This window comes from Streptomyces sp. NPDC111628 (assembly GCF_055635195.1).
Map to the genome: position 1 here is coordinate 1 of NZ_JBVKBZ010000012.1, position 1,416 is coordinate 1,416.

The following is a 1,416-nucleotide window of genomic DNA, read 5'->3' on the forward strand; positions in this document are numbered from 1 at the left end:
GGCTGAGACCTGATGCCGAGCCGATTGTGGTGAAGTGGATGATCCTATGCTGTCGAGAAAAGCCTCTAGCGAGTTTCATGGCGGCCCGTACCCTAAACCGACTCAGGTGGTCAGGTAGAGAATACCGAGGCGTTCGGGTGAACTATGGTTAAGGAACTCGGCAAAATGCCCCCGTAACTTCGGGAGAAGGGGGGCCACACCCGGTGACGAGTTTTGCACTCCGAGCTGGGGGTGGCCGCAGAGACCAGCGAGAAGCGACTGTTTACTAAAAACACAGGTCCGTGCGAAGCCGTAAGGCGATGTATACGGACTGACGCCTGCCCGGTGCTGGAACGTTAAGGGGACCGGTTAGTCACATTTCGGTGTGGCGAAGCTGAGAACTTAAGCGCCAGTAAACGGCGGTGGTAACTATAACCATCCTAAGGTAGCGAAATTCCTTGTCGGGTAAGTTCCGACCTGCACGAATGGCGTAACGACTTCTCGACTGTCTCAACCATAGGCCCGGTGAAATTGCACTACGAGTAAAGATGCTCGTTTCGCGCAGCAGGACGGAAAGACCCCGGGACCTTTACTACAGTTTGATATTGGTGTTCGGTTCGGCTTGTGTAGGATAGCTGGGAGACTTTGAAGCTCGCACGCCAGTGTGGGTGGAGTCGTCGTTGAAATACCAGTCTGGTCGTGCTGGATGTCTAACCTGGGTCCGTGATCCGGATCAGGGACAGTGTCTGATGGGTAGTTTAACTGGGGCGGTTGCCTCCTAAAGAGTAACGGAGGCGCCCAAAGGTTCCCTCAGCCTGGTTGGCAATCAGGTGTTGAGTGTAAGTGCACAAGGGAGCTTGACTGTGAGACCGACGGGTCGAGCAGGGACGAAAGTCGGGACTAGTGATCCGGCGGTGGCTTGTGGAAGCGCCGTCGCTCAACGGATAAAAGGTACCCCGGGGATAACAGGCTGATCTTCCCCAAGAGTCCATATCGACGGGATGGTTTGGCACCTCGATGTCGGCTCGTCGCATCCTGGGGCTGGAGTCGGTCCCAAGGGTTGGGCTGTTCGCCCATTAAAGCGGTACGCGAGCTGGGTTTAGAACGTCGTGAGACAGTTCGGTCCCTATCCGCTGTGCGCGTAGGAGTCTTGAGAAGGGCTGTCCCTAGTACGAGAGGACCGGGACGGACGAACCTCTGGTGTGCCAGTTGTTCTGCCAAGGGCATGGCTGGTTGGCTACGTTCGGGAGGGATAACCGCTGAAAGCATCTAAGCGGGAAGCCTGCTTCGAGATGAGGACTCCCACCCCCTTGAGGGGTTAAGGCTCCCAGTAGACGACTGGGTTGATAGGCCGGATCTGGAAGCACCGTGAGGTGTGGAGGTGACCGGTACTAATAGGCCGAGGGCTTGTCCTCAGTTGCTCGCGTCCACTGTGTT

Annotated in this window: 1 rRNA gene; it reads left to right on the forward strand. The window is 56.6% G+C overall.

Annotated features, from left to right (window positions below):
* Positions 1-1,394: ribosomal RNA gene (locus ACZ7MF_RS39400) — 23S ribosomal RNA — on the forward strand; the annotation flags it as partial.
* Positions 1,395-1,416: the final 22 nt, after the last annotated feature.